25 protein-coding genes are annotated in these 23,711 nt (G+C 63.8%); all 25 read right to left on the bottom strand.

Annotated elements, in window-relative coordinates:
• Positions 1–23 precede the first annotated feature (23 nt).
• The 25 genes from CAG18_RS16680 to CAG18_RS16555 all read right to left on the bottom strand — a co-directional run bounded on the left by CAG18_RS16680 (position 24) and on the right by CAG18_RS16555 (position 23,707).
• Complete coding sequence (locus tag CAG18_RS16680) at positions 24–419, bottom strand: DUF2802 domain-containing protein (RefSeq protein ID WP_015271199.1); 396 nt, start codon at positions 417–419, stop codon at positions 24–26.
• Position 420: 1 nt separating this feature from the next.
• Positions 421–900: a chemotaxis protein CheW gene (locus tag CAG18_RS16675; protein ID WP_003254393.1), complete on the bottom strand. Its 480-nt coding sequence runs from the start codon at positions 898–900 to the stop codon at positions 421–423.
• Positions 901–941: 41 nt separating this feature from the next.
• A complete protein-coding gene (locus tag CAG18_RS16670; protein WP_085721210.1) occupies positions 942–1,835 on the bottom strand; it encodes a CheW domain-containing protein in 894 nt (297 codons plus the stop codon).
• A complete protein-coding gene (locus CAG18_RS16665; protein WP_013973578.1) occupies positions 1,835–2,623 on the bottom strand; it encodes a ParA family protein in 789 nt (262 codons plus the stop codon). Before CAG18_RS16665 ends, CAG18_RS16670 begins: the two co-directional genes overlap by 1 nt.
• A gap of 216 nt (positions 2,624–2,839) precedes the next feature.
• Complete coding sequence (gene motD / locus CAG18_RS16655; protein WP_013973579.1) at positions 2,840–3,697, bottom strand: flagellar motor protein MotD; 858 nt, start codon at positions 3,695–3,697, stop codon at positions 2,840–2,842.
• 3 nt (positions 3,698–3,700) lie between these two features.
• Positions 3,701–4,441, bottom strand: a complete 741-nt coding sequence (locus tag CAG18_RS16650; protein WP_003257303.1) for a flagellar motor protein — start codon at positions 4,439–4,441, stop codon at positions 3,701–3,703.
• Complete coding sequence (locus tag CAG18_RS16645) at positions 4,441–5,580, bottom strand: chemotaxis response regulator protein-glutamate methylesterase (protein ID WP_085721209.1); 1,140 nt, start codon at positions 5,578–5,580, stop codon at positions 4,441–4,443. Before CAG18_RS16645 ends, CAG18_RS16650 begins: the two co-directional genes overlap by 1 nt.
• A 46-nt stretch (positions 5,581–5,626) precedes the next feature.
• Positions 5,627–7,867, bottom strand: coding sequence for a chemotaxis protein CheA (locus tag CAG18_RS16640; RefSeq protein ID WP_085721208.1), 2,241 nt, complete (start codon positions 7,865–7,867; stop codon positions 5,627–5,629).
• Positions 7,868–7,879: 12 nt separating this feature from the next.
• Positions 7,880–8,668: a protein phosphatase CheZ gene (locus CAG18_RS16635; RefSeq protein WP_015271204.1), complete on the bottom strand. Its 789-nt coding sequence runs from the start codon at positions 8,666–8,668 to the stop codon at positions 7,880–7,882.
• 20 nt (positions 8,669–8,688) lie between these two features.
• Positions 8,689–9,063: a chemotaxis response regulator CheY gene (locus CAG18_RS16630; RefSeq protein ID WP_161551427.1), complete on the bottom strand. Its 375-nt coding sequence runs from the start codon at positions 9,061–9,063 to the stop codon at positions 8,689–8,691.
• 103 nt (positions 9,064–9,166) lie between these two features.
• On the bottom strand, positions 9,167–9,907 hold the full coding sequence (gene fliA / locus CAG18_RS16625; RefSeq protein WP_003257298.1) for an RNA polymerase sigma factor FliA: 741 nt from the start codon (positions 9,905–9,907) through the stop codon (positions 9,167–9,169).
• Complete coding sequence (gene fleN / locus CAG18_RS16620; protein ID WP_003254408.1) at positions 9,904–10,737, bottom strand: flagellar synthesis regulator FleN; 834 nt, start codon at positions 10,735–10,737, stop codon at positions 9,904–9,906. Before fleN ends, fliA begins: the two co-directional genes overlap by 4 nt.
• Positions 10,738–10,830: 93 nt before the next feature.
• Positions 10,831–12,138, bottom strand: a complete 1,308-nt coding sequence (gene flhF, locus CAG18_RS16615; protein ID WP_015271206.1) for a flagellar biosynthesis protein FlhF — start codon at positions 12,136–12,138, stop codon at positions 10,831–10,833.
• An 11-nt stretch (positions 12,139–12,149) separates the two neighbouring features.
• Positions 12,150–14,279 (bottom strand): flagellar biosynthesis protein FlhA, encoded by a 2,130-nt coding sequence (gene flhA / locus CAG18_RS16610; RefSeq protein ID WP_085721207.1) that lies wholly within the window; start codon positions 14,277–14,279, stop codon positions 12,150–12,152.
• Positions 14,280–14,682: 403 nt separating this feature from the next.
• A complete protein-coding gene (gene flhB / locus CAG18_RS16605) occupies positions 14,683–15,825 on the bottom strand; it encodes a flagellar biosynthesis protein FlhB (RefSeq protein ID WP_015271208.1) in 1,143 nt (380 codons plus the stop codon).
• Positions 15,826–15,827: 2 nt separating this feature from the next.
• Entirely contained in the window at positions 15,828–16,604 is a 777-nt protein-coding gene (fliR, locus tag CAG18_RS16600; protein WP_015271209.1) for a flagellar biosynthetic protein FliR, read from the bottom strand.
• 7 nt (positions 16,605–16,611) lie between these two features.
• Positions 16,612–16,881 (bottom strand): flagellar biosynthesis protein FliQ, encoded by a 270-nt coding sequence (gene fliQ, locus CAG18_RS16595; RefSeq protein ID WP_003257294.1) that lies wholly within the window; start codon positions 16,879–16,881, stop codon positions 16,612–16,614.
• Positions 16,882–16,902: 21 nt separating this feature from the next.
• Complete coding sequence (gene fliP, locus CAG18_RS16590; RefSeq protein WP_003257293.1) at positions 16,903–17,658, bottom strand: flagellar type III secretion system pore protein FliP; 756 nt, start codon at positions 17,656–17,658, stop codon at positions 16,903–16,905.
• Positions 17,658–18,092 (bottom strand): flagellar biosynthetic protein FliO, encoded by a 435-nt coding sequence (gene fliO, locus CAG18_RS16585; RefSeq protein ID WP_043936227.1) that lies wholly within the window; start codon positions 18,090–18,092, stop codon positions 17,658–17,660. The genes fliP and fliO overlap by 1 nt, the downstream gene beginning before the upstream one ends.
• 12 nt (positions 18,093–18,104) lie before the next feature.
• Complete coding sequence (gene fliN / locus CAG18_RS16580; RefSeq protein WP_003257291.1) at positions 18,105–18,575, bottom strand: flagellar motor switch protein FliN; 471 nt, start codon at positions 18,573–18,575, stop codon at positions 18,105–18,107.
• A 47-nt stretch (positions 18,576–18,622) separates the two neighbouring features.
• Complete coding sequence (gene fliM, locus CAG18_RS16575; RefSeq protein WP_013973595.1) at positions 18,623–19,591, bottom strand: flagellar motor switch protein FliM; 969 nt, start codon at positions 19,589–19,591, stop codon at positions 18,623–18,625.
• Positions 19,592–19,600: 9 nt separating this feature from the next.
• Positions 19,601–20,098, bottom strand: a complete 498-nt coding sequence (gene fliL, locus CAG18_RS16570) for a flagellar basal body-associated protein FliL (RefSeq protein ID WP_015271211.1) — start codon at positions 20,096–20,098, stop codon at positions 19,601–19,603.
• 186 nt (positions 20,099–20,284) lie between these two features.
• Positions 20,285–21,547: a flagellar hook-length control protein FliK gene (locus CAG18_RS16565; RefSeq protein WP_085721206.1), complete on the bottom strand. Its 1,263-nt coding sequence runs from the start codon at positions 21,545–21,547 to the stop codon at positions 20,285–20,287.
• A gap of 72 nt (positions 21,548–21,619) precedes the next feature.
• Positions 21,620–21,967, bottom strand: coding sequence for an Hpt domain-containing protein (locus CAG18_RS16560; RefSeq protein ID WP_025340080.1), 348 nt, complete (start codon positions 21,965–21,967; stop codon positions 21,620–21,622).
• A gap of 48 nt (positions 21,968–22,015) precedes the next feature.
• Positions 22,016–23,707 (bottom strand): fused response regulator/phosphatase, encoded by a 1,692-nt coding sequence (locus CAG18_RS16555; RefSeq protein ID WP_085721205.1) that lies wholly within the window; start codon positions 23,705–23,707, stop codon positions 22,016–22,018.
• Between the last annotated feature and the right edge of the window lie 4 nt (positions 23,708–23,711).

Here is a 23,711-nt window from a genome sequence, read left to right as displayed (position 1 = left end):
GGGCCGCACAAGACTCATGGCAATCAGTTGCCGCGATGCAGCTTGCTCATCAGTTCTGCCTCGGCCTGGGTCAGGCCGCAGCTTTCGGTCAGCTCGGCCACGCTGGCGCCCATGCCCACCAGCTTGGCCGCTTGGGTGAAGGTGACGTTGTGCGGGTCGCGCTGCTCCAGTTGCTGGATCTTGTCGGGCAGCGGCGCAACCGCCACGCGCAAGTCATGCAGCGCCTCGCCCATGCGCACAGTACCGTTCTGGTAATCGTCCAGGCGCTTGGCCAGGTCCTTGATGCGCTGGTCACGCAGCGCGTCACCCGCTGCCTGCTGCGCAGCCAGCTCGCGCTGGCGCTTGCTGTAGTTGAGGAAAAACCACAGGCTCAGCGCCCAGACCAGCGCCAGGAAGATGACAGCAACCTCTAGGATCAACTCAGATGTTCTCCAGCTCGGACCACTCTTCCTCGGTCATCATCTTGTCCAGTTCGACCAGGATCAGCAGTTCGCCGTTCTTGTTGCACACGCCCTGGATGAACTTGGCCGACTCTTCGTTACCCACGTTCGGCGCGGTCTCGATCTCGGACTGGCGCAGGTAGACCACCTCGGCCACGCTGTCGACCAGGATACCGACCACTTGCTTGTCGGCCTCGATGATGACGATACGGGTGTTGTCGGTGACTTCAGTCGGCATAAGGCCAAAGCGCTGGCGGGTGTCGATCACGGTCACCACGTTGCCGCGCAGGTTGATGATGCCCAGCACGTAGCTTGGTGCACCCGGCACCGGGGCGATCTCGGTGTAGCGCAACACTTCCTGCACCTGCATCACGTTGATGCCGTAGGACTCATTGTCCAGACGGAAGGTAACCCACTGCAGGATCGGATCTTCGGAACCTTGTGCAGACGACTTTTTCATTCCCCTACCCTCAAAATCCGCCACAGGCGGTGTGTTCGGTGTCATTTCTGTTTGGCGTGCATCTGCTTGACCGCACCACTGGCGATCAGCTCGGCCAGTGCAGCGACGTCGAGCAGCGCACACATGTGTTCAATAACCGTGCCGGCCAGCCACGGACGCTGGCCACGCTGGCTGCGCCACTTGATCTCGGACGGGTCCAGGCGCAGCGAGCGGCTGACCTGGTGTACGGCCAGCCCCCATTCGTAGCCCTGCACGGAAATCACGTACTGCAGGCCCTGGCGAAAATCATCGCGGTAGCGATCGGGCATCACCCAGCGCGCGGTGTCCAGCACCTTCAGGTTGCCGGCCTGGCAGGTCAGGATGCCGAGAAACCAATCCGGCTGGCCGAATAGTGGTGTCAGTTCCTGGCCGGCCAGGGTGTAGATCGAGCCCAGGCACACCAGCGGCACCGCCAGGGTCAGGCCCGCCACGTCGAACAGCAGGCATTCGAACGGCTCGGCGGCCCAGGCCGGGCGGCCATCGACCGTGGCCGGGGGCACGGGTACCTGCGGCGCCGGCAGGTGTACGTCCACCAGCGGCACTGCCGGCTCCACGGTCTGCTCCTCGACCAGCATCGGGATGCTGGCCTCGGCCACCACCTCGCGCTCGACCACCGTCACTACCGGTGCCTCCACCGGCATCACCTGTGGCAGCACCGCCAGCCTGGGCTCGGCGAACGGCCGTGGTGCGGGGCTGACGGTTGCTTCGGCTGACGCCGGCCTGGCTTGCTGCAAGGCATCATGCGCCTGCTCTTCGCGCACCGCTTCGGCGAACTCGTCCGCCGCCGCTGGCGCCTCGAACAAGTCTTCGGCTTCGGTGGCGTCCTGCAGCAGGCCGTCGAGGTACGACTGCAGGGCCATCTGTGGCCGGGTACTGGTTTGCCGGGTCTGGGTCATCAGGCCACCTGCGCCGCAGTCTTGTAGGTCAGCAGGTGCTTGAGCAGCGCCCTGTAGGCAACCAGCCCGCGGCTCTTGCTGTCAAATTGCGAGGGCGTGACGCCCTTGCGGCTGGCATCGCGCAGGCGCGTATCCACCGGGATATAGCCCTGCCACACATGCTGGCCGTAGGTGTCACGCAGCAGCTTGAGCGTGGCCAGCGAGGCCTGGGTGCGGCGGTCGAACAAGGTCGGCACGATCTGGTACGGCAGCGCCTGCTTGCGCGAGCGGTTGACCATGGCCAAGGTCCCGACCATGCGCTCCAGGCCCTTTACCGCGAGAAATTCGGTTTGCACCGGAATCACCAGCTGCTGGCTGGCTGCCAGGGCATTGACCATCAGCACACCGAGCAAGGGTGGGCTGTCGATCAGGGCATAGTCGAAATCCTGCCACAGCTGCGCCAGACTCTTGGCGATCACCAGGCCCAGGCCGTTCTGCCCCGGTGACTGGCGCTCCAGCACCGCCAGCGCGGTACTCGACGGCAACAGTGAGATGCGTTCGTCACTGGTAGGCAGCAGCAGTTGCCCGGGCAGGCCCTCGGGCACCGCGCCCTTGTGCAGGAACAGGTCGTAGCAGCTGTGCTCCAGGGCATCGGGGTTGTGCCCGAAATAGCTGGTCATCGAGCCGTGCGGGTCGAGGTCAACGACGACCACGCGCTTGCCGGCCTCGGCCAGCAGGCCGGCCAGGGCGATGGTAGTGGTGGTCTTGCCGACGCCACCTTTTTGATTGGCTACTGCCCAGACTCTCATCAAGCAAACTCTATCTATTGATTTGGCAGGGACACTGCTGGGGCAACTGTCTTGCTCAACATCGGAAAGCTGGCGCGATCAGTGTGGGAGCGGGTTTACCCGCGAACACCGGCGCAGCCGGTGCCATGCACCGTGTCACCTTCTTCGCGGGTGAACCCGCTCCCACAGAGGACCGCGCTACATTCAACTACTTGGCAGCGTCGGGGAATTGACGAATCACTGCCCCGCCACCGTTGCTGGCGTTGCCGGTGCACTTTGTGTGCCAGCCCGGCGCAATGCAGCATCCGGCGTGGCATTGGCACTGCCCGAGCCAGTCAGGCTGCGGCGTACTTCGAGGTTGCGCGAAATCACCAGCACCACGCGGCGATTGCGCGCACGGCCTTCGGCAGTGTCGTTGCTGGCAACCGGCTGGTACTCGCCATAGCCGACCGAGGCCATGCGTGCCGGGTTGACCCCTTCCATGGCCAGCAGGCGCACGATGCTTGCCGCCCGAGCCGAAGACAGCTCCCAGTTGGTCGGGTACTGCGCAGTGCGGATTGGCAGGTTGTCGGTAAAGCCTTCGACGTGCACCGGGTTGGCGAACGGTTTGAGAATGCCGGCCACCTTCTCGATGATCGCAAACGCCTTGTCGCTGGGCATGGCATCGCCACTGCCGAACAGCAACGAGGAATTGAGCTCGATCTCGATCCACAGTTCATTGCCGCGCACAGTCATCTGGTCGCTCTTGATCAGGTCGCCAAAGGCATCGCGCACGTCATCGCTGATGGTTTTCAGCGGGTCGATACTGGTCGCCCCAAGGCCCGCATCGGTCTGCTCGCTGTCCTTCACCAACGGCTCGGCCGGACGCACGCTCAGCGGCCGCTCCTCACCGATGGGGATCGGCTTCATGCTGCGCTCGGGGTCGTTGAACACCCCGAGCAAGGCCTGGGAAATGACCTTGTACTTGCCCTCGTTGATCGAGGAAATGGAATACATCACCACGAAAAAGGCGAACAGCAAGGTGATGAAGTCGGCGTAGGACACCAGCCAGCGTTCGTGGTTTTCGTGTTCCTCGGTATGACGACGGCGACGCATGGGTTACTCCATGAAGCCTTGCAGCTTCAGCTCGATCGAGCGCGGGTTCTCACCCTCGGCGATCGACAGCAGGCCCTCTAGCAGCATCTCGCGGTAGCGCGACTGGCGCATGACGATGGCCTTGAGCTTGCTGGCGATCGGCAGCAGCACCAGGTTGGCGCTGGCCACGCCGTAGATGGTCGCGACAAAGGCCACGGCAATGCCGTTGCCCAACTGCGACGGGTCGGCCAGGTTGCCCATCACGTGAATCAGGCCCATCACTGCACCGATGATGCCGATGGTCGGCGCGTAGCCGCCCATGCTCTCGAACACCTTGGCTGCCTGGATATCACGGCTTTCCTGGGTCAGGAAGTCGACTTCGAGGATGCTGCGGATGGCCTCCGGCTCGGCACCATCCACCAGCAACTGCAGGCCCTTGCGCGCATAAGGGTCAGGCTCGCTGTCGGCCACCCCTTCCAGGCCCAGCAGGCCTTCCTTGCGCGCGGTCAGGCTCCAGTTGACGACGCGGTCGATCCCGCCCGCCAGGTCTACCCGTGGCGGAAACAGGATCCAGCGCAGAATCTGCAAGGCGCGCTTGAACGACGAAAGCGGCGACTGCAGCAAGGCCGCCGCCAGGGTGCCGCCCAGCACGATCAGTGCCGCCGGGCCATTGACCAGGGCGCCGACATGGCCGCCTTCGAGGAAGTTGCCACCGACGATGGCGACAAACGCGAGGATCAGGCCGATCAGGCTGAGCACGTCCATCAGACGCACGCCTCCACCAGGTGCTTGCCGATTTCGTCCAGGCTGTACACCGCGTCGGCAAGGTTGGCCTTGACGATGGCCATGGGCATGCCATAGATCACGCAGCTGGCTTCATCCTGGGCCCAGACCGTGCTGCCGCCCTGCTTGAGCAGGCGCGCCCCTTCACGACCATCGGCACCCATGCCGGTAAGCACCACCGACAGCACCTTGTCGCCATACGACTTGGCCGCCGAGCCGAAGGTGATGTCCACGCACGGTTTGTAGTTCAGACGCTCGTCACCGGGCAGGATTTTCACCGCGCCACGGCCGTCGATCATCATCTGCTTGCCACCTGGGGCCAGCAGGGCCAGGCCCGGGCGCAGCATGTCGCCGTCCTCGGCTTCCTTGACGCTGATGCGGCACAGCTTGTCCAGGCGCTCGGCAAAGGCCTTGGTGAACGCCGCTGGCATGTGCTGGATCAGTACGATCGGCGCCGGGAAGTTGGCCGGCAGCTGGGTCAGCACCCGCTGCAGGGCGACCGGGCCGCCCGTGGAGGTACCGATGGCCACCAGTTTGTATGGCTTGCGCTTGGGTGCCGGCGAATGCGCTGGCGCCGCTGCCGGGGTCGCTGCACGGGCAGGCGCAGGCGTGCGCGCCGCTGCCGGGCTGGCGAAACTGCTGGCAGCAGCGTGACCGCTGCCTGCCGGCGCGGGTACGGGTGCGGCAACCGGCGCATGGCTGGCGTAGCTGCCAAAACGGCGGTTGCTGCGGGAAATGGTATGCACCTTCTCGCACAGCAGTTGCTTGACCTTGTCGGGGTTGCGCGAGATGTCCTCGAAGTTCTTCGGCAGGTAATCCACCGCACCGGCATCCAGCGCATCGAGGGTGACACGGGCGCCTTCATGGGTCAGCGACGAGAACATCAACACCGGCGTCGGGCAGCGCTGCATGATGTGCCGCACCGCGGTGATGCCGTCCATCATGGGCATTTCGTAGTCCATGGTGATGACATCGGGCTTCAGCGCCAGCGCCTGGTCGATTGCTTCCTTGCCGTTGGTCGCGGTACCCACTACCTGGATCGTCGGATCCGCCGAGAGGATTTCCGAGACGCGGCGGCGGAAGAAACCGGAATCATCCACCACCAGGACCTTGACTGCCATAAACACTCCATTAGGCGGCGCAACCCGCCAGGGTGCGCCACCGAAATCAAATACGCCGCGCGGCGTAACGCTTGAGCATGCTCGGGACGTCGAGAATCAACGCGATGCGACCGTCGCCGGTGATGGTGGCCCCGGACATGCCCGGGGTGCCCTGCAGCATCTTGCCCAGCGGCTTGATTACCACTTCTTCCTGGCCAACCAGTTGATCGACGACAAAGCCGATGCGCTGGGTGCCGACCGACAGGATCACCACGTGGCCCTCGTGCTGCTCTTCGTGCACCTGGCCCTGGACCAGCCAGCGCTTGAGATAGAACAGCGGCAGCGCCTTGTCGCGTACGATCACCACTTCCTGGCCGTCGACCACGTTGGTGCGCGACAGGTCGAGGTGGAAGATCTCGTTGACGTTGACCAGCGGGAAGGCAAACGCCTGGTTGCCCAGCATCACCATCAGGGTGGGCATGATCGCCAGGGTCAGCGGCACCTTGATGACGATCTTCGAGCCTTGGCCCTTGGCCGAGAAGATGTTGATCGAGCCGTTGAGCTGGGAGATCTTGGTCTTCACCACGTCCATGCCCACACCGCGGCCGGACACGTCGGAAATCTCGGTCTTGGTCGAGAAGCCTGGGGCGAAGATCAGGTTGTAGCAGTCCGACTCGCTCAGGCGATCGGCGGCATCCTTGTCCATCAGGCCCTTTTCCACGGCCTTGGCGCGCAGGATGTTGGGGTCCATGCCCTTGCCGTCGTCGGAGATCGACAGCAGGATGTGGTCGCCTTCCTGCTCGGCCGACAGCACCACGCGGCCGGTACGCGCCTTGCCGGAGGCTTCACGCTCCTCGGGCATCTCCACGCCATGGTCGACGGCATTGCGCACCAGGTGCACCAACGGGTCGGCCAGGGCCTCGACCAGGTTCTTGTCGAGGTCGGTCTCTTCGCCGACCAGCTCCAGGTTGATTTCTTTCTTGAGCTGGCGGGCCAGGTCGCGCACCAGGCGCGGGAAGCGGCCGAAGACTTTCTTGATCGGCTGCATGCGGGTTTTCATCACCGCGGTCTGCAGGTCGGCGGTAACCACGTCGAGGTTGGACACGGCCTTGGACATGGCCTCGTCACCGCTGTTAAGGCCCAGGCGCACCAGACGGTTACGCACCAGCACCAGCTCGCCGACCATGTTCATGATCTCGTCCAGGCGCGCGGTATCGACCCGCACGGTGGTTTCCGCTTCGCTGGCGCCATGCTTGTCGGCGGCCGGGGCCGGGGCGCGGGGTGCTGCGGCAGGTTTGCTGGCAGGCGCCGGCGCCGGTGCCGGAGCAGTAGCTGCTGCTGGCTTGGCCACAGGCTGGCTGTCGGCCTTGGCCGCAGCTGGCGCTTGCACCTTGGTTGCAGCCGGGGCTTCGACGGCGGCCACGTCGCCGCCGAACTTGCCTTTGCCGTGCAACTGGTCCAGCAGCGCCTCGAACTCGTGCTCGCTGATTTCATCGCTGGCTGCACTGGTGTCAGTTGCAGCAGGCGCCAGCGCCTTGGCAGCGGGCAAGGCATCGGCCTGGAAGGTGCCCTTGCCATGCAACTGGTCCAGCAGCGATTCGAATTCGGCGTCGGTAATTTCGTCGCTGGCCGGTTCCGGCGCGCCGGCAACCGGCTGCGCGGCAACTTCGGCGCTGAACTGGCCTTTGCCGTGCAACTGGTCGAGCAGCGACTCGAACTCGGCGTCGGTGATTTCGTCACCTTCACCGCTCACGGTCTCGCCCTGCATCTGCTCGTCGGCCGCAGCTTGCGCCTTGACCGCATCGAGCGAATCGAGCAGCTGTTCGAACTCGCTGTCGGTGATGTCCTGCTCCTCGGCAGGCGCTTCGGCAACCGGTGCCGGTGCCGCGGCGGCAGGCGCTTCAACGGCCACGGCGCCCCCCGGCTCGGCCAGGCGCGACAGCGCCGCCAAAAGCTCGGGGGTAGCCGGGGTCACTTCGGCGCGCTCGCGCACCTGGCCAAACATGCTGTTGACCGTGTCCAGTGCCTCGAGCACCACATCCATCAGTTCCGCGTCGACCCGGCGCTCACCTTTGCGCAGGACGTCGAACACGTTCTCGGCGATATGGCAGCACTCCACCAGCTCGTTCAGCTGAAGGAAGCCGGCGCCCCCTTTTACAGTGTGGAAACCGCGAAAGATCGCATTGAGCAGGTCGGCATCGTCGGGCCGGCTTTCCAGCTCGACCAGTTGCTCGGACAGTTGCTCAAGAATTTCGCCGGCTTCTACCAGGAAATCCTGGAGGATTTCTTCATCGGCGCCGAAGCTCATCAAACGTGCTCCTTAAAAACCCAGGCTGGACAGCAGATCATCGACATCGTCCTGACCGGACACGACGTCTTCACGCTTATCGGCATGAATCTGCGGACCTTCACCCCGAGTCGGATGTTTTTCTCGATCTTTTTCTGCACGCAGTTGATCGTGGTCATGCTGGATGCCCGCAAAGCGGTCGACCTGGCTGGCCATCAGTACCAGTTTGAGCAGGTTGCTTTCCACCTCGGTGACCAACGTGGTGACGCGCTTGATCACCTGGCCGGTCAGGTCCTGATAGTCCTGGGCCAGCAGAATGTCGTTGAGGTGGCCGGCGACCTTGCGGTTACCTTCGGCGCTGTGCGTCAGGAAACTGTCGACGCGCTTGACCAGGTCACGGAACTCCGGCGCAGCCACTTCGCGGCGCATGAAACGCTGCCAGTCGGTGCTCAGTGCCTGGGCCTCGCTGGCCAGGTCGTTGAGCACCGGGGTGCTTTCCTCGACCAGGTCCATGGTGCGATTGGCCGCGCCCTCGGTGAGCCTGACGACATACGACAGGCGCTCGGTGGCGTCGGTTATCTGCGACACCTCCTCGGCCTGCGGCATGGTCGGGTCGATCTGGAAACTGACAATGGCACTGTGCAGCTCGCGGGTCAGCTTGCCGACTTCCTGGTACAGGCCGCGGTCGCGGGTCTGGTTCAGCTCGTGAATCAGCTGCACCGCCTCGCCGAAACGGCCCCGCTCCAGGCTTTCGACCAGCTCCTGGGCATGCTTCTTCAGGGTCGATTCGAACTCGCCCAAAGACGTTTGTGATGAATCCATGGCGCGCCCCCTGACGTGACTCAGCCGTTGACGCGTTCGAAGATCTTCTCGATCTTTTCTTTGAGCACCTGGGCGGTGAACGGCTTGACCACGTAGCCATTGACGCCGGCCTGGGCCGCTTCGATGATCTGGTCGCGCTTGGCTTCGGCGGTCACCATCAGCACCGGCATGGTTTTCAGGCGATCGTGGGCACGCACCTTGCGCAGCAGGTCGATGCCGGACATGCCAGGCATGTTCCAGTCGGTCACCAGGAAGTCGTAGTGGCCGTTCTCCAGCATCGGCAGCGCCGTGGTGCCGTCATCGGCTTCTTCGGTGTTGGTGAAGCCCAGGTCACGCAACAGGTTCTTGATGATCCGCCGCATCGTCGAAAAGTCGTCAACGATGAGGATTTTCATGTCTTTGTTCAAGTAGACCTCCAAGCAGTCTCAAACGCGCTCGGCCCCGAGCGCGCATTCACAATTCGGTACAACGTAGAAAACGACTGCAACGACAGCGGGCTCAACGCGCCCGCCATTCCCCCAGGCGGCTGCGCAGGCGCGCGGCACACTGGCTGTGCAACTGGCTGACCCGCGACTCGCTGACCCCCAGCACCTCACCGATTTCCTTGAGGTTCAGCTCTTCGTCGTAGTACAGCGCCAGCACCAGGCGCTCACGCTCCGGCAGGTTGGAGATGGCCTCGGTCAGGGCGGCCTGGAAGCGCTCGTCCTCCAGGCCGCGCGCAGGTTCTACCTGGCCACTGGCGCCATCCTCATGCAGCCCTTCGTGCTCGCCGTCCTGCAACAGGTCGTCGAAGCTGAACAGGCGGCTGCCCAGGGTATCGTTCAAGATCCCGTAGTAATCATCGAGACTCAATTGGAGTTCGGCAGCAACTTCATGATCTTTAGCGTCACGGCCGGTTCTGGCTTCAACCGCACGCATCGCGTCGCTGACCATGCGGGTGTTGCGGTGCACCGAACGCGGTGCCCAATCGCCCTTGCGCACTTCGTCCAGCATGGCCCCGCGGATGCGGATGCCGGCGTAGGTTTCAAAGCTGGCGCCCTTGCTGGCGTCGTACTTGTTGGCCACTTCCAGCAGGCCGATCATGCCGGCCTGGATCAGGTCCTCGACCTGCACGTTGGCCGGCAGCCGCGCCAGCAGGTGGTAGGCGATGCGCTTGACCAGCGGGGCGTAGCGTTCGATCAGCTCGTACTGGGCGTCTTTCGACGCTCGGCTGTACATCTTGAAACCGCTGGCGTTCATAGCACTGGACCCGCGCTGGTGGGTTGCACCAGACGCTCGACAAAGAACTCCAGATGGCCACGCGGGTTGGCCGGCAGCGGCCAGCTGTCGACCTTCTGGGCTATCGCCTTGAAGGCCAGCGCGCATTTGGAGCGTGGGAAGGCTTCGTACACGGCACGCTGCTTCTGCACCGCCTTGCGCACACACTCGTCATACGGCACAGCGCCCACATACTGCAGGGCAACGTCGAGGAAACGGTCGGTGACCTTGGTCAGCTTGGCGAACAGGTTACGGCCTTCCTGCGGGCTCTGCGCCATGTTGGCCAGCACGCGGAAACGGTTCATGCCGTAGTCGCGATTGAGCAGCTTGATCAGGGCGTAGGCATCGGTGATCGAGGTGGGTTCATCGCATACCACCAGCAGCACTTCCTGGGCGGCGCGGACGAAGCTGACCACCGAATCACCGATACCGGCCGCAGTGTCGATCACCAGCACGTCGAGGTTGTCGCCGATTTCGCTGAACGCCTGGATCAGCCCGGCATGCTGGGCCGGGGCCAGGTGCACCATGCTCTGCGTGCCCGAGGCAGCCGGCACGATGCGCACACCACCGGGGCCCTGCAACATCACGTCGCGCAGCTCGCAGCGCCCTTCGATGACATCGGCCAGGGTCCGCTTGGGGGTAAGGCCCAGCAGCACGTCGACATTGGCCAGGCCCAGGTCGGCGTCGAGCAGCATGACCCTGCGGCCAAGCTCGGCCAGCGCCAGGGACAGGTTCACTGAAACGTTAGTCTTGCCGACGCCACCTTTGCCACCGGTCACGGCGATCACCTGTACGGGATGCATGCTACCCATGTCTGTTCTTTACCTTGTCTCGCTGGGACTCAGGCCACACGTAGGGCAATTCTGCGTACCCCTTGGCATAGCTACCTTGCACACATTTCATCATCAACCCGCTCGCCGTGGGTTGTGATAGAGATCAGCGAACATATCGGCCATGGCCTCTTCGCTGGGCTCGTCCTGCTGCTGCACATTGACCGCGCGGGAGACCAACTGGTGCCCCCGAGGCAGGTGCAGGTCGTCAGGAATGCGCGGCCCGTCGGTCAGGTAGGCCACTGGCAGTTCATGACTGATGGCAAGGCTCAGCACGTCGCCAAGGCTCGCCGTTTCATCGAGTTTGGTCAGGATGCAACCGGCCAGGCCGCAGCGCTTGTAGCTGTGGTAGGCGGCGGTCAGCACCTGCTTCTGGCTGGTGGTGGCCAGCACCAGGTAGTTCTTCGCGGCAATGCCACGCCCGGCCAGGGTATCCAGTTGCATGCGCAGGGCCGGGTCGCTGGCCTGCAGGCCGGCGGTATCGATCAGCACCACGCGCTTGCGCAGCAGCGGCTCCAGCGCCGCAGCAAGCGACTGGCCCGGGTCGACGTAGGTCACCGGCACGTTGAGGATGCGGCCCAGGGTCTTGAGCTGCTCCTGGGCGCCAATGCGGAAGCTGTCCATGCTCACCAGCGCCAGGTTCTGCGCGCCGTACTTGAGCACGTAGCGGGCGGCCAGCTTGGCCAGGGTGGTGGTCTTGCCCATGCCGGCCGGGCCGACCATGGCAATCACCCCACCCTCTTCGATCGGCTCGACCTCGGGGATTTCGATCATCCGCGCCAGATGCGCAAGCAACATGCGCCAGGCCTGGCGTGGCTCGTCGATCTCGGCAGTCAGGTCCAGCAGCTCACGGGCGATCGGCCCGGACAGGCCGATACGCTGCAGCCGGCGCCAGACGGTGGCCTGCTGCGGCTTGCTGCCTTGCAGCTGGTTCCAGGCCAGCGAGCCGAGCTGCACTTCCAGGAGCTCGCGCAGGCCCGACAGCTCGGAGCGCATGGCATCGAACAGGCGCGGGTCGACCGGCGCCGACGCAGGCGCTGCAGCAGCCTCGGGAACATCGACATGCGGTTCGATCAACGGCTCGGCGGCGGTCAGCGACTGCCCGGCGAACAATTGGCGGTTGTTGTCGCTGCTATCCTGGCGGTGGCCCAGCTCGGCCTGGGCAGTGGCGATGCGCGTATGGGTCTTGCGCAGCTCTTCTTCCAGTTCGGCGTTGGGCACACGTGGAGCCAGGGCGGACAGCTTGTAGTCCAGCGCGGCCGTCAGCTCGACACCGCCGGCGATGCGACGGTTGCCGATGATGGCGGCATCGGCGCCCAGCTCATCACGGACCAGCTTCATGGCCTGACGCATATCGGCGGCGAAAAATCGCTTAACTTGCATTATCCCCTACCTCAGCCGTTAGGGCCCACGGTGGCAACGATGGTGACTTGCTTGTTGTCCGGTATTTCCTGATACGCCAGAACATGCAAATTCGGTACAGCCAGGCGGCCGAAACGCGACAGCATGGCGCGGATCGGGCCGGCGACCAGGAGGATGGCCGGCTGGCCCTGCATTTCCTGGCGCTGGGCCGCCTCGATCAGCGAACGCTGCAGCTTCTCGGCCATGCTCGGCTCCAGAAGAACACCGTCTTCCTGACCTTGCCCGGCCCTTTGCAGACTATTGAGCAAAATCTGTTCCAACCTTGGCTCCAGGGTAATCACTGGCAGCTCCGACTCAACGCCGACAATGCTTTGCACGATGGCGCGACACAATCCGACGCGCACCGCCGCCACCAGCGCGGCGGTATCTTGACTCTTGCCGGCGTTGTTCGCGATCGCCTCGGCGATACTGCGGATATCGCGTACGGGTACCTGTTCCGATAACAGCGCCTGCAGCACCTTGAGCAGGCCCGACAACGAAATGACACCCGGCACCAACTCTTCTGCAAGTTTAGGCGATGCCTTGGCCAACACCTGCAGCAGTTGCTGGACCTCTTCATGGCCGATCAGCTCGTGGCAGTGCTTCTGCAGAATCTGGTTCAGGTGGGTGGCCACCACGGTACTGGCGTCGACCACTGTGTAGCCCAGCGACTGCGCCTGGGAGCGCTGGCCGACATCGATCCACACAGCTTCAAGGCCAAACGCCGGGTCACGCGCGGCAATGCCGTTGAGGGTACCGAACACCTGCCCCGGGTTGATTGCCAATTCGCGATCCGGGTAGATCTCGGCTTCGGCCAGGATCACCCCCATCAGGGTCAGGCGATAGGCGCTGGGCTGCAGGTCAAGGTTGTCGCGGATGTGCACGGTGGGCATGAGGAAGCCCAGGTCTTGCGACAGCTTCTTGCGCACACCCTTGATCCGCGCCAGCAACTGGCCACCCTGGTTGCGATCGACCAGCGGGATCAGCCGGTAGCCGACCTCCAGGCCAATCATGTCGATCGGCGTGACGTCGTCCCAGCCCAGCTCCTTGGTTTCCAGCGCGCGTTGTGGCGATGGCAGCAGGTCCTGCTGGCGCTGCGCTTCCTGCAGCGCCTGCGATTTGGCCTTCTGCTGCTTCTTCCACACCAGGTACGCGCCACCCCCGGCCAGCAGGCCAAGGCTGAGGAAGGCCACGTGCGGCATGCCCGGCACCAGGCCCATGACGATCATTAGCGCGCCGGACACCGCCAGGGCCTTGGGCGAATCGAACATCTGCCGGTTGATCAGCTTGCCCATGTCCTCGGAGCCCGAGGCGCGGGTAACCATGATCGCGGCAGCGGTCGACAGCAGCAGTGATGGCAATTGCGCCACCAAACCGTCACCGATGGTCAGCAAGGCGTACACCTTGCCGGCATCGCCAAAGCTCATGCCGTGCTGCAGCATGCCGATCAGCATGCCGCCGATCAGGTTGATGAACAGGATCAGCAGGCCGGCGATGGCGTCACCGCGAACGAACTTGCTGGCACCGTCCATCGAACCGTAGAACTCCGCCTCCTGCGCCACTTCGGCACGACGGTGCTTGGCCTGGGCCTGGTCGATCAGGCCGGCGTTGAGGTCGGCGTCGATGGCCATCTGCTTGCCGGGCATGGCGTCGAGGGTGAAACGCGCGCTCACTTCCGAAATACGCCCGGCACCCTTGGTCACCACCACGAAGTTGATGATCATGAGGATGGCGAACACCACGGCACCGACCACGTAGTTACCGCCGATCACCACCTCGCCGAAGGCCTGGATCACCTTGCCGGCGGCGCCGTGGCCCTCCTGCCCATGCAGCATCACAACCCGGGTGGAGGCCACGTTCAGGGCCAGACGCAACAGCGTGGCCACCAGCAGGATGGTGGGGAATGCGGCGAAGTCGAGCGGGCGCAGGGCGTAGACGCAGACCAGCAGGACCACGATCGACAGGGCGATGTTGAAAGTGAAGAACACATCGAGCAGGAACGGCGGTATCGGCAACATCATCATTGCCAACATCACCAGCAGCAACAGCGGCACACCCAGGTTGCCCCGACCGAGCCCGGCCAGGTTGTTACGGGCGTTGCTGATTAACTGAGTGCGATCCACCGCGAGTCCTCTTGATGCAAAACTTTGACGCACAGGGGGCGCCTGGCGCTGGCATTGCAAGAAGCTTTCCAACTTTGCTCGATGGTGTTCACCCTGAGGGTTTTATCGCCTGCGAGATCGAGCGCCGCCCGCGCGGCGCTTCGCGGGACAAGCCCGCTCCCACATTTGTTGCAACGTGGCCATGCCTGTGGGAGAGGTGTTGTCAGCCGGGGGGGGGGCAGGGCTTGAGATAGGTGATGCAGCAGCAATGCCAACTCAGAAATCCAGTCATCCCACCAAGGCAGGCAACCATGGCCTGACAGGTTTGGCTCGTTGCAACAAATGTGGGAGCGGGCTTGCCCCGCGAAGCGCCGCGTGGGCGGCGCTCGATCTCACAGGCGCCGAAAAACCACCGACAAACACATCAACTGTCGCGACGCAGGTCCGGCGGAATCGGCAGGTCGTCCTTCAGCGGCTCTGGCCGCTTGCCCTTGCCAGCCCTGTACTGGCGGATCTGGAACACATAGGCCAGCACCTGCGCCACCGCCAGGTAAAGCCCGGCAGGGATTTCCTGCTCGAGCTCGGTGGAGTAGTAGATCGCCCGCGCCAACGCCGGCGATTCGAGGATCTGGACCTTGTGCTCCACCCCAATCTCGCGAATCTTAAGGGCAATGAAATCCGTCCCCTTGGCCAGCAGCAACGGCGCTGCCCCGCCTTTCTCAGGGTCGTATTGCAAGGCCACCGCATAATGCGTCGGGTTGGTGATGATCACGTCGGCTTCGGGGACAGCCGCCATCATGCGCCGCTGCGAAGCCTCACGCTGAAGCTGGCGAATACGCTGCTTGACCTCGGGCTTGCCTTCGCTGTCCTTGTATTCGTCCTTGATTTCCTGCTTGGTCATCTTCAGCTTGTTGTGCGTCTGCCACAGCTGGAACGGCACGTCCGCCGCCGCAATCAACAGCAGCCCGGCCGACATCCACAACGCACTCCAGCCCACCACCTGCAGGCTATGGATGATCGCCTGCTCCAACGGCTCATTGGCGATCGCAAGCAGCGCCTGGCGGTCGTTGACCAGCACCACCACCGCCACGACCAGGATCACGAAAAACTTGGCGAGCGCCTTCAATAGCTCGGTCAAGGCGTTCATCGAGAACATGCGCTTGATCCCCGACAGGGGATTCATGCGGCTGAATTTCGGCTGCAGCAGGCTACCGGAAAACAGGAAACCGCCCAGGACTATCGGCGCGACGAAGGAAATCACGAACAACAGGATCAAGATCGGCTGCACCGCCCAGATGGCCATCTTGCCTGAGGCCAGCAGGAAGGCACCCATGGCGCGCTCATCGACGATGAAGTCGCGGGTCAGGCTGAAGTTCATGCGCATGATCGCCAGCAGTGTCTCGGCCAGGTGGCCGCCGAACGCCAGCAGGCCACCGGCGCCGGCCAAGGTCACCGCCACCGTATTCAGCTCCTTGGAACGCGCGATCTCGCCTTTCTCGCGGGCATCGCGCTTGCGCTTGTCGGTGGGTTCTTCTGTCTTGTCCTGACCGCTTTCGCTTTCCGCCATGCTCAGCGCGCCCTTGCCAGATCACGCAGCCATTGCAGCGCTTCGCTGGCCAATGCCTGGTAATGGGAAAGTATGTCGGCCAGGCCGACCCAGAAAATGAACATGCCCATGACCAGGGTCAGCGGAAAACCGATGGAGAAAATGTTCAACTGCGGCGCGGCACGCGTCATTACGCCAAAAGCGATGTTCACCACCAGCAGCGCGGCGATAGCCGGCAGGATCAGCAGCAGGCCGGCACCGAACACCCAACCCAGGCGCCCCGCCAGCTCCCAGAACTGATTGACCACCAGCGCGTTGCCTACCGGCAAGGTGGTGAAGCTTTCGGTCAGTACCTCGAACGCCACCAGATGGCCGTTCATCAGCAGGAACAGCACACTCACCAGCATGGTCATGAACTGGCTGATCACCGCGACGTTGACGCCGTTGGCCGGGTCGACCATCGATGCGAAGGCCATGCCCATCTGCACCGCGACGATCTGGCCTGCGATCACGAAAGCCTGGAACAGCAACTGCAACGACAACCCGAACAACGCCCCGACGATGACCTGCTCGGCACACAGCAGCAGGCCGCGCAGGCTCAACGGGTCGAACTCGGGCAAGGGCGGCAGGGCCGGGACGATCACCACCGTGATGGCCACTGCCACGTACAGGCGCACCCGCGCCGGCAGCATACGGGTGCCGAAGATCGGCATGGTCATCAGCACCGCCGTCACCCGGAACAACGGCAGGATGAAGGTCGCGACCCAGGTGCCGATCTGCGTGTCGGTCAGCTCCAGCATCGGCGCGTCAACCGATCAGCTGAGGAATGTTGGTATAGAGACTGGTGAAGTACTCCATGAACTTCTGCACCAGCCACGGCCCGGCGATGATCAGCGTGACCAGCATTACAAGCAGGCGCGGCAGAAAACTCAAGGTCTGTTCGTTGATCTGGGTGGCGGCCTGGAACATGGCCACCACCAGGCCTACCAGCAGGCTGGGCACCACCAGTATGGCGACCATCAGGGTGGTCAGCCACAAGGCATCACGGAACAGGTCGACAGCGACTTCAGGTGTCATCGGCGGCTCTCCTTGACGGCGTCAGACGCCGCCGAAACTGCTGGCCAGGGTACCCATGATCAGCGCCCAGCCATCGACCAGCACGAACAGCATGATCTTGAACGGCAGCGAGATGATCAGCGGCGACAGCATCATCATACCCATGGCCATCAGCACGCTGGCTACCACCATGTCGATGATCAGGAACGGGATGAAGATCATGAAACCGATCTGGAACGCGGTCTTCAGCTCGGATGTCACGAACGCCGGCACCAGGATCGTCAGCGGCACCTGGTCCGGGCCGGCGATGTCGGTACGCTTGGACAGGCGCATGAACAGGTCGAGGTCGCTTTGCCGGGTTTGTGCCAGCATGAAGTCCTTGAGCGGCCCTTGGGCCTTGTCGATGGCCTGCTGGGCGGTCATCTGCTCCTTCAGGTACGGCTGCAGGGCGTCCTGGTTCACCCGGTCGAACACCGGCGCCATGATGAACATGGTCAGGAACAGCGCCATGCCGGTCAGCAGCTGGTTCGACGGCGTCTGCTGCAGGCCCAGGGCCTGACGCAGGATCGAGAACACGATGATGATGCGGGTGAAGCTGGTCATCAGGATGACGAACGCCGGGATGAAGCTGAGCGCTGTCATGATCAGCAGGATCTGCAGGCTGACCGAATACTCCTGCTGCCCGTCCGCGGTATTGGACAGGGTAATGGCCGGGATCGACAGCGGGTCGGCACCCAGGGCCAGCGGCGCAGCCAGCAGCAGCGCCAGAGTCAACAACACACGCAGCGCGCCACTCATCACTTCTTGTCCTTAGGGTCCTTGCCCATCAGCTCCATCAGCCGCTGGGCAAACTCCGGCGTCGCCTGGCGGGCGTTTTCAGGCACTTCCACGGGTTCGGCCAGCACATGCAGGGCCTCGATGCTGCCAGGGGTATGGCCAATCAGGATCTGCTCCTTGCCCACTTGCACCAGCAGCAGCCGATCACGCGGGCCGATGGCCCGGCTGCCGACGATCTCGATCACCTGCCCGCCCTTTACCGCCGTGCTTTGCATGCGCCGCAGCAACCAGGCCAGGAAGAAGATCAGGCCGACCACCAGCAGCAGGCCGAAGACCATCTGCGCCAGCTGCCCACCGAGGCTGCCAGGCGCGGTTGCCGGGGTTGCCGCCGGCGTGGCCGCTGCCAGGCAAGCCTGGCTGGCGAGCAGCGCGGCAGCCGCCGCGATGGCGCGCATCGTGCCCTTCACTCAGCGCAGCTTCTTGATACGTTCGCTGGGGCTGATCACGTCGGTCAGGCGGATGCCGAACTTCTCGTTGACCACCACCACCTCGCCATGGGCGATCAGCGTGCCGTTGACCAGCACGTCAAGCGGTTCGCCGGCCAGGCGGTCGAGCTCGATCACCGAGCCCTGGTTGAGCTGCAGCAGGTTGCGGATGTTGATCTCGGTGCTGCCCACTTCCATGGAAATGTTCACCGGGATATCCAGGATCACGTCCAGGTTAGGGCCTTCGAGGCTGACGTTTTCGTTCGGCTTCGGCGAGCTGGCGAACTCCTCCATCGGCAGGCGGCCCGCGCCGCCGGTGCTGCTACCGGTGTCACCACCCAGCAGTGCATCGATATCGGCCTGGCCGGCTGCACCGGTTTCTTCCAGTGCCGCAGCCCATTCATCGGCCAGTGCCTGGTCCTCTGCGGAGGTGATCTCGTTTTCGTTAGCCATGGTTTCCTCGACAGGCATTCAATTCGTTATGTGCGACCGGCACGCCGTCAGCGGCGTTCGATCGGGTCGATGATCTGCAGCGCCAGGTTGCCCTTGTGCGAACCCAGGCGCGCCTTGAACGACGGCACGCCGTTGGCACGCAGCACCAGGTGCTCGGGCAGCTCCACCGGGATCACGTCGCCAGGCTGCATATGCAGGATGTCGCGCAGCTTCAGCTGGCGCCGGGCTACGGTGGCGGTCAGCGGCACGGCCACGTCCAGCACGTCCTCGCGCAGGGCCTTGACCCAGCGCTCGTCCTGGTCGTCCAGGTCGGACTGGAAACCGGCGTCGAGCATTTCTCGCACCGGCTCGATCATCGAGTACGGCATGGTCACGTGCAGGTCGCCGCCACCGCCGTCCAGCTCGATGTGGAAGGTGGACACCACCACCGCCTCGCTGGGGCCGACGATGTTGGCCATGGCCGGGTTGACCTCGGAGTTCATGTACTCGAAGGTGACCGGCATGATTGCCTGCCAGGCTTCCTTGAGGTCGACGAAGCACTGGTCCAGCACCATGCGCACCACGCGCAATTCAGTGGGGGTGAACTCGCGGCCTTCGATCTTGGCATGGCGGCCATCGCCGCCGAAGAAGTTGTCCACCAGCTTGAACACCAGCTTGGCATCGAGGATGAACAGCGAAGTGCCGCGCAGCGGCTTGATCTTGACCAGGTTGAGGCTGGTCGGCACGTACAGCGAGTGCACGTATTCACCGAACTTCATCACCTGCACGCCACCCACCGCCACGTCGGCCGAGCGGCGCAGCAGGTTGAACATGCTGATACGGGTGTAACGGGCGAAGCGCTCGTTGATCATTTCCAGGGTCGGCATGCGACCCCGCACGATACGGTCCTGACTGGTCAGGTCGTAGCTTTTGATGCTGCCAGGCTCGGATGCACTCTCGGTCTGCACCAGCCCGTCGTCGACGCCATGCAACAGGGCATCGATTTCATCCTGGGACAGCAGGTCCTGTACGGCCATTGCGGACTCCTACTGCAATACGAAATTGGTGAACAGCAACTGGTCGACGACCGGCTTGCCGACTTCCTTCTGCGCCACTTCCTGGACCACTGCAGTGGCCTTCTGGCGCAGCATTTCCTGTCCCACCGGGCTACCGGCCAGGGTGTCGAAGCCTTGCCCGGAGAACATCATCACCAGGTTGTTGCGGATGACCGGCATGTGCACCTTGAGCGCATCCAGGTCGGCCTGGTTGCGCGCTTGCAGGGTGATGCTCACCTGCATGTAGCGCTGGCGACCGTTCTGGTTGAAGTTGACCACGAAGGCCGGGGCCAATGCTTCGTAGATGGCCGCTGGCTTGACGTTGCTGGCTGCAGGGTCGGCGGCTGGGGCTGGCTCGCTCTTGTGCATGATGAACCAGGTAGCGCCCACCGAAAGGCCGATCGCCAGCAACAGGCCCACTACTGCCAGCAGGATCAGCTTGAGTTTGCCTTTAGTGGCGGGGTCTTTGACTGCTTCGCTCTTCGCCATGCCAATAATCCGTCGTCCATCGGGGGTTCAAGGGAGGATGGCTTGGCTTGAGCAAGTGTTATGCCAGAATGGAACTGGAATGCCTGAACCGACCTCTTCGCAGCACAAGGCTGCTCCTACAGGGAACGCATTCCTTTGTAGGAGCAGCCTTGTGCTGCGAAGAGGCCGGTTCGGAAAAAAGAAATATCAGGCGTAATAATCGACCGCACTGTCGCCAACAACCACCTGCTGCTCCACAGGCCGGGCGCTATCGACTGCCTCTGCCCCGCCCTGCTCGGCCCGGCGCGCCGCCACCCCGGACAGGTTGCTGCCCTGCGCCTGCCCCTGCTGCTGTTGCTGCTGCCCGCGCGACTGGTCGGCCACGTTGACATCCGGCTGTGCCAGCCCCTGCTGGGCGAACAGCTCGCGCAGCCGGTGCACCTGGCTGTCGAGGGCGTCACGCACGCCGGCGTGGCCGCTGATGAAGGTGACCTGGGTCGACTGGTCCGTCGCAACATTGACGCGAATGTCCAGGCGGCCCAGTTCAGCCGGTTCCAGCTGGATATCCGCCGACTTGAGGTTCTGGCTGGACAGGTACATGACCCGGTTGACCAGGCCCTCGGCCCAGGCGTTCTGGTTCATCGGCAGCGGTTGGTGCAATGGGCTGGCACTGGCCGGCACGGCATTGGCGGTCTTGGCCGTGGCGGCCTGGGTCAGGTTGGCCAGGCGGTTGGCGAAATCGTCTACGCGTGTATCGCTGCCAGCGCTCTTGGTGTCCTTCAGGCCATCTTCGAGCAAGGCAGCAAAGGCCTTGTCGCCGGGCTCGCCCGTTTCACCCTCGGCATTCTCGACCAGATTCGCCAAGGTATTGACGGCGGCCTGCCCCTCCTCGCCCTGAGCCTGCGAAGGATCCAGGGCATGCGCCGAGGTCGCTCCCTTGGCCTGGGCACTTTGCTCCAGCGCCAGGCGCAAGGTCGGCAGGTTGGCCAGAGGATCGGCGTCGGGATCGAAGGCTTCCTCGGCGGCCGGCTCCTCGGGCAGCTCGGCGGTGACCTGCGCCGCGGCGGCCTGCAACACCGGCGCCACCGCCTCGGCCTGCGCCTGGATCAGCTGAGCGCCAGGCTGAGCGTCGGTTACCTGGCCGGCCACCAGGCTGGCATCGCGCAAGCCGGTGTCAGTCTGGGCCTGGTCGTCGGCTGGCAATTGTTTGCCGTCATCGGCAACCGCGGGTTTGTCGGCAGCGGCTTTCTTGCCGCCCTGCGCCGCCTCGGGCTTGTCCTTGGGCTTGGCCTGGGCGACCTTGTCGTCCTGCCCTGCGGCCTTGTCGCGGCCCTGCCTGGCCATCACCTGGCCGAAGCCGTCGCCCTTGTCGCCCAGCGCCTGCAGCGGCTTGTCGGCCTGTGCGGTGGCCGAACGCGAGGTATTGGCAATGGCGTTGCCTTGCAACAATGGGTTGGGTGCGACAGGCATCGAGCGGTCTCCGCGCCAGAAACAAAAAAATCATCCAGCCAGAGACAGGCAAGACTCGCGCCAAGTCGTGTATCAACCCGCCGAAATGCGTTGCTGCTCACCTCGGTAGAAGCGCTGCACCTCGACGAACTCCAGGTCGATGCGGTTGATCAGGTCCTCGATGCCATACAGCGGAGGCCGCCGCGCGCGCTCCTCCAGTTGCTGGCACAGGCTGGCCAGCGCAACCGCGCCCATGTTGCTGCTGCTGCCCTTGAAACTGTGGGCCGCAGAACCGAGCTCTTCGGCACTTTTGGCCGCATGCAGCTGGCCCAGGCGCCGCTCGGAGTCGTCAAGAAAGGTTTGCACCAACTGCAGGTAGCCATCTTCCATGACCTCACGCAGGTCGCTGAGTACCTTATGGTCAATATGCATGTCAGTCACTTGTTCACTCCTTGATCAAGCCAGATTATGCCCGAGCCAACCCGTGGCTCACCAGACGAACTCCACATGCGCGCAACGCCCGCCCTCACTCCAGCAAGCGCTGCTGGCCAGCCGCCTTACCAAATTCAGGCCACGCCCACTCAGCCCCTGCTCCAGCGTGGGCCGCGACAGCACGCGCTGCACATCGAACCCGGCACCACTGTCACGGACCTCGATCATCAGACGCCCGCCGTCGGCATGCGGTTCAACCTTGAAATCGATGCGCACGTAACCGTCGGTCAACACCCCGAGGCGCCGGGCGCGCTCTTGATAATAGTCTGCAAAGCCTTGGCCATCGCGCTTGAGCTGCGAATCCAGGCCCAGCACGCCATGCTCCAGCGCGTTTGAATAAAGCTCGCTGAGCACACTGTGCAGGTTGCCGGTGCGCGCACGCAGGCCGTGAATCTCCTGCAACAACTGCACCAGGTACGGCACCGGGTGGAAGCGTTTGAGGCTCTCGCCACGCACCTCGAACCCCAGCGACCAGTCCAGCGGGCTGGAGCGGCCGCTATCAGAGTAGATCATCGGCGCCGGCACCCGCTCCTCGGCACTGAACATACGAATGTCGCACAGACTGATGTCATCGCGCGGGCGCCCGCCAAAGCGCTCCAGAGCCTGCATCACTTCGTCGAACAGCCGCGCCGGGTCACGGTTGTCGGCCAGCACCCTGTGCAGGCGCTGCACACCGAACAGGCGCTCCTGGTCGTCGGCCGTGTCGAGCACGCCGTCCGACAGCAGCAGCAGGCGTTCACCCGGCGCCAGCGGCAACACTTCGGTACTGTCATCGAAATGCTCGGCGTCCAGGATGCCCAGCGGCAGGTGCCGCGAACCCAGCGCCGACAGCACCTGGCCATCTACTGCCAGGCGATAGCCATCAGGCATGCCACCATTCCACACTTCCACCGAACCGCGCTGCATGCTCAGGTTGAGCAGCAGCGCACAACAGAACATGTCCACCGGCAGGATGCGCTTGAGCTTGGCGTTCATCTCGCGCAGGACCTGCGCCATGCCGTAGCCCTTGGCAGTCATGCCGTAGAACACTTCAGCCAGCGGCATCGCCCCTACCGCCGCTGGCAGGCCGTGGCCGGTAAAATCGCCGAGAAGCACTCGCATGTCGCCGGACGGAGTGAACGCGGCCAGCATCAGGTCGCCATTGAACAGCGCATACGGCGATTGCAGGTAGCGGATGTTGGGCGCGGAAAGGCAGCCGGAATGGGCCACCTTGTCGAACACCGCCTTGGCAACCCGCTGCTCGTTGAGCAGGTGGTGGTGGTGCCGGGCAATCTGGTCACGCTGCTCCAGCACGGTGGCCTGCAGCCGGCGCAGGCGGTCCATGGCGCGGATCTTGGCGCCGAGAATCACCGCACTGTAGGGCTTGGCCATGAAGTCGTCGCCCCCTGCCTCCAGGCAGCGCACCAGGCCTTCCTCCTCGTTCAATGAAGTCAGGAAAATGATCGGCACCAGCGCTTCGCCGGCCAGGGCCTTGATCTGCCGCGCCGCCTCGAAGCCGTCCATCACCGGCATCAGCGCATCCAGCAGCACCAGTTGCGGGCGACGCTCGACGAACAACGCCACCGCCTGCTCGCCGTTTTCCGCGGTAAGTACCTGATGACCTTGACGGCGCACGATCTGCGCCAGGAGCAGGCGGTCGGCGGCACCGTCTTCAGCCACCAGCACGGTCAACGCCTGTTCGGCCGGCATGTCG

It is taken from the genome of Pseudomonas sp. B22(2017) (genome assembly GCF_002113105.1).
Taxonomy (GTDB): domain Bacteria; phylum Pseudomonadota; class Gammaproteobacteria; order Pseudomonadales; family Pseudomonadaceae; genus Aquipseudomonas; species Aquipseudomonas asiatica.
Note: the sequence above shows the minus strand (reverse complement) of the source record. Positions and strands in the feature narration are given on the sequence as shown.